Annotated in this window: 5 protein-coding genes; 4 read left to right on the top strand and 1 reads right to left on the bottom strand. The window is 69.0% G+C overall.

What is annotated here, in order from left to right; all coding sequences use genetic code 11:
• Positions 1–161 precede the first annotated feature (161 nt).
• Positions 162–362 (top strand): hypothetical protein, encoded by a 201-nt coding sequence (locus J4Z35_RS14160; protein WP_208065683.1) that lies wholly within the window; start codon positions 162–164, stop codon positions 360–362.
• 364 nt (positions 363–726) lie between these two features.
• The gene (locus J4Z35_RS14155) at positions 727–1,764 is read left to right on the top strand and encodes a peptidase E (RefSeq protein WP_074041274.1); all 1,038 of its coding nucleotides are present in this window, start codon (positions 727–729) and stop codon (positions 1,762–1,764) included.
• 114 nt (positions 1,765–1,878) lie between these two features.
• Here the strand turns inward: J4Z35_RS14155 and J4Z35_RS14150 are convergent, their stop codons facing one another.
• Positions 1,879–2,739 carry an alpha/beta fold hydrolase gene (locus J4Z35_RS14150; protein ID WP_006945519.1) on the bottom strand — a complete coding sequence of 287 codons (861 nt, stop codon included), beginning with the start codon at positions 2,737–2,739 and terminating at the stop codon, positions 1,879–1,881.
• 47 nt (positions 2,740–2,786) lie between these two features.
• On the opposite strand from J4Z35_RS14150, the gene J4Z35_RS14145 reads away from it, so the two are divergent.
• Positions 2,787–3,731: a histidine phosphatase family protein gene (locus tag J4Z35_RS14145; RefSeq protein ID WP_006945532.1), complete on the top strand. Its 945-nt coding sequence runs from the start codon at positions 2,787–2,789 to the stop codon at positions 3,729–3,731.
• Between the two features lie 23 nt (positions 3,732–3,754).
• Entirely contained in the window at positions 3,755–4,261 is a 507-nt protein-coding gene (locus J4Z35_RS14140) for an acyl-CoA thioesterase (RefSeq protein WP_006945484.1), read from the top strand.
• Positions 4,262–4,517 lie beyond the last annotated feature (256 nt).

The raw sequence follows: 4,517 nt of genomic DNA, 5'->3' as shown, positions 1-4,517 counted from the left end.
CGAGTAGCGACGCGTCGTCGGCTTCCCATTCGCCAGTTCCTTCGGCATAACCCCATCCTCGTTTCCAAGGTCAGGAGTCTCCAACAAACTCAGGGCGCTTCACCCCGGCGCAGCACGGCAAACCGGGTGAGAAGGCCAAGCCGCAGCCCAAGCCGGCGACGGTGAAGCATGGCAAGACTGCACCCAAGCCTGCTCACGCGAAGGCCGCACCCAAGCCGCACGGCAAGGACGCGAACAAGGCGCTGCCGAAGGCCAAGCCGGCCGGCAAGCACCACGCGAAGGTGGCCCCGAAGCCCCTGACGAAGCCGGCCAACTCGCTGGCGGCGCACGGTTCGCACGCTCCGGCGGAGGCTGCGGCCTGAGCCGCGCCGCGCTTTCCGTTCATGAGGGGAGCGCCCTACCCGTCGCGTGAACGCCGGTCGGGCCCGGGCGTGAGATGCCGGGGTGAGTGCGAGCCGTCGCATTCACCCCGGCACCTCACGATCCACGCCGGCGACGCGTGTGCTCACCTGCGATTCTCGTACCCATCGGCGATTTTCGCCCGCCTTCGCCGTCGTCCTCAACCACGCCGGAAGCTGGGCCCAGAGCGACGAGCTCGACGACCCATGACGGTAAGTCACGACGACGGACCGGCGCCCCGCACCCACACCCATACCCGACGGCAGACCAAACCCAACCGACTGAAAGTCTGTCGCCACCACGCATCGCCTCGGCGACAATCGAGGGATGACGAACTTCACCGGCACGATCGTCACCCTCGGCGGCGGGGGTTTCTCTCAGGAGGGCGCCGTCACGCCGATCGACGAGCACATCCTCGAGCTGACGCGCGCCGAGCGTCCCCGCGTCTGCTTCGTCCCCACGGCCAGCGGCGACGACCTCGGCTACGCCGCGAAGTTCGAGCAAGCCTTCGCCGGGCGCACCGAGACGAGCGTCCTGTCGCTGTTCACCAAGTCCGCGAACGCCAACTGGACCTGCGACCCCCGCCACGTCCTCACCCAGGACGTCGTCTACGTCGGCGGTGGGTCGACGGCCAACCTGCTCGCGATCTGGCGCACGCACGGCCTGCCCGACCTCCTGCGCGAAGCCGCGGCGAACGGCACCGTCCTGGCCGGTATCAGCGCCGGCATGAACTGCTGGTTCGAGGCGTCGTCGACCGACTCGTTCGGCCCACTCGCACCCCTCGATGACGGCCTCGGCTTTCTCCCCGGCAGCGCGTGCCCCCACCTGTTCGGTGAACTGGGCCGCGCCGAGAAGTACCGGCGGTGGGTCGCTGACGGCGCCCTGCCCGACGGCCATGCCGCCGATGACGGCGTTGCGCTCGTCTGGCACCGCGACACCGAGTACGGCACCTCCACCTACGCCGTCACCGAGAAACCCGGTGGCGTGGCCTGGCGCGTCACGCGCGAACAGGGCGAGCCACACGTCATCCCGGCGCGCCTGCTGGGCTCGACGGTGGCACCCCGCATCAGCGAGATCCTCGACGCCGCAAACCTCCTCGGGCTCGCCGAGATCGGCGCGCCGTCGGACGAGTTCAACGCCGAGGCCGAGTACATCGCCTCGGGACTGCCTGCGTGCACGAGCCCGGACGACGTCCTCACCCTCGTCCACGCGACGTTCGTCCACTGCTTCGACAGCGATGGCGAGAGCGCCGCCGAACCAGAGACACCCTCCACCGCAGGCCCACGCGAGCAGTACGTCGACGTCGCTCGTCGGATCTGGAACCTGCACGCTTCGTCATCGACCGGACGCAATCGCAGTTTTTAGCTGCACGACTTCTGCGCATCTGCACGAGGAATGTGCCGCACATTCCACGTGCAGATGCACATGACTCGTGCAACTACCCCCGCCGCCAGGCGTCAACACCCATCACGCACCCCGTCACCGAGCCGCGATATTTTCTTCGACCCACGCAGCGATGACGGGCACGACGTCGGCGTTGCGGCGCACCCACTGGATGTGCCCGAGATCGTCCGGCGAGTGCCAGCGCGTCACGCGCGCCTTAGGCACCCAGCGCAGCATCTGCTCGAGCCCGCCGACGGGTGCGAACGAGTCGTTCGGCAGTGAGATCGCGAGCACCTGCCCGCCATAGGCCCCCAACGCCGCCTCGTAGTCGATCTGAGCCCCCGACGGACGCACGCGCCCGGTACGCGCCATCCGCGACCAGTCCTGCACGAGCACCCGCGATTGGCGCCCCCAGAACTTCAGCCGGTCGCCCGGCCAGTACCCGACGGCGCGCGCGACGGTCGCCATCAGCGCTGTCCCCGCGAAGGAGCGCACCCTGCCGGGCGCCCCGTACCCCCGCCAGTAGGGACTTGCCGACGCCGCGAGGATCACGCCGTCGACCGCGGCCGGCCCATCCGGGTGCAGCGCCGCCGCGAAGATCGACACGTGCCCGCCGAGGCTGTGCCCGAGCAGCACGACCGGGGCGTCGGGCCGAAGCTCGCGCACGTGCGTCACGACGCTCTCGTGCACCCCGGTCGCGAGCGCGTCGTAGCCGTACGTCGTCTCGCGCCCGATTCCGTCGCGCGTCTCCCGCCCCGGGTACTCGACGACGAGGCTCGCGAGCCCCGCCTCGGCGAGCGCCTGCGTCAGGTGCCGGTAGTACGACGCGGGCGCCCCGAACGCCGGTCGGATGACGAGGACGGGCGCCGCCGGGTCGTCGACGGGAATGAAGGTGACGTGGCTCGTGAGCCCGCTCGTGGTCGTGACGGTGGCCTCGAGGGCGGTCGTGGAATGCACGACGAAAGGCTACCCGCGGGTAGCACGTGGTGCGGCAAGATTGGTCCATGGAAACGCGTTCGGTCTGGCTCGTGCGCCACGGGCAGGCGTCCTTCGGCAAGTCCGACTACGACAACCTCTCCGAGACGGGCCACGAGCAGGCGTATCTGCTCGGCAAGCACTTCGCCGCGCACGGCGTCGCACCGAGCCTCATCGTCAGTGGTTCGATGAAGCGCCACCGTCAGACTCTCGCCGAGATCGCCGCGGGCGCCGGCTGGCATCTCGACGACGTCCCCGCCACCGAACCCACACACGTGACGACGCCCGCTCACCCCCGCGCGGACGAATCGGAGGCGCCGGCCACGCCGCCCGCCCCGGCGTCGAGCGACCGAGAAACAGACCGAGCGCAACACCTGGAGAGCACCCAGGACGCCGCCACACACGCGCCGAGAAAACCCTCCAGAGGCAAGCCCCCTCACCCGAAACCCGATGAACAGCCTGATGACGCCATCATCGCCGCGCATGCCCCGCGCGTCGTGGCGCGTGGTCTCGACGAGCGCTGGAACGAGCTCGATCATCGCGCGCTCCTGACGGCGTACAAACCGGCGTACAAGAACATGCTCGTGTTGAAGGCCGACATGGTGCGTACGTTGCGTCCGCGCATCGCGTTCGAGGAGACGTTCGAGAAGGCCGTCGATCGCTGGAGTGGCGGCCAGTACGACCACGAGTACCCGGAGAGCTTCGAGCAGTTCACCTCGCGCACGAACGAGGCGCTCGACGATCTCGTCGACGCCGCGCACGAGCACGTCGTCGTCGTGACGTCGGCCGGCCCGGTGTGCTGGACGGCGGCTCACCTCACCGCCGGCGGCAGCCTCGACGCGTGGAAGCACTTCACCCTCGCGGCGGTCAACACGGGCGTCACGCGCATCACGATCGATCGTCACGGCCCTCGGTTGCTGACGTTCAACGAGTTCACCCACCTCGAGGGCGCCGGGCTCGTCACGAACCGCTGAGATCCTGCGAGACAATGGCGGTCATGACCGCTCCTTCCGACACACAACTCGTCCTCAGCCAGATCATGGGCAACCAGCACACGAACCTGCTCGGCACCGTCCATGGTGGCAACATCATGAAGTTCGTCGACGACGCCGCGGGCGCCGTCTCGGCGCGCTTCGCGCAGGGCCCCGCCGTCACGGCCGCGATGGACGAGATGCTGTTCCTGGCCCCGGTGCGCGTCGGTGACGTGCTGACGGTGAAGACGCAGGTCAACTGGGCGGGTCGTTCGTCGATGGAGGTCGGCGCGCGCGTCGAGACGACACGGTGGGACGATCGCACGCCCCCGGTCCACGTCGCGACGGCGTTCCTCGTCATGGTCGGCGTCGACGAGTCGGGCAGGCCGCGTCAGGTGCCGACACTCGAACCGGTGACGGAGGAGGAGAAGCGCCGCTTCCGCGCCGCGCAGATCCGTCGCGAGCACCGCCTCGCGCAGCGCGCCGCCATCCGCGATCTCGGCGCGGGTGAGGCGTCCGTCGAGCGCGCATGACGCTGACGTTCGCCCAGCTCGCGCAGTTCTCCCTCGGCGCGGTGCTCATCATCCTGTGGCTCTGTCAACTTCGATTGGCCCCATGGTGACGGTCTGTTCTGGCCCCATGTCTACCCGGAGACCGGCTTGACCGAATCTTCACATTCCCTTGCCCGGGCCTCGATGTGGGGCTTCGAGGCTTGTGGCCACGACCTCGAACGAGAACTCCTCCCGTACAGTGCCGCTGTTTGCCCTGGGTGTCGGCACTCTCGCAGCT

This window comes from Dermacoccus sp. NHGro5 (genome assembly GCF_017565385.1).
Taxonomy (GTDB): domain Bacteria; phylum Actinomycetota; class Actinomycetes; order Actinomycetales; family Dermatophilaceae; genus Dermacoccus; species Dermacoccus nishinomiyaensis.
This window is presented reverse-complemented; position numbering and strand designations above follow the sequence as displayed.

Bases quoted from the DNA above. Each gene is read 5' to 3' on its own strand.
- J4Z35_RS14155 (WP_074041274.1), top strand. From the start codon at position 727: ATGACGAACTTCACCGGCACGATCGTCACCCTCGGCGGCGGGGGTTTC.
- J4Z35_RS14145 (WP_006945532.1), top strand. From the start codon at position 2,787: ATGGAAACGCGTTCGGTCTGGCTCGTGCGCCACGGGCAGGCGTCCTTC.
- J4Z35_RS14140 (WP_006945484.1), top strand. From the start codon at position 3,755: ATGACCGCTCCTTCCGACACACAACTCGTCCTCAGCCAGATCATGGGC.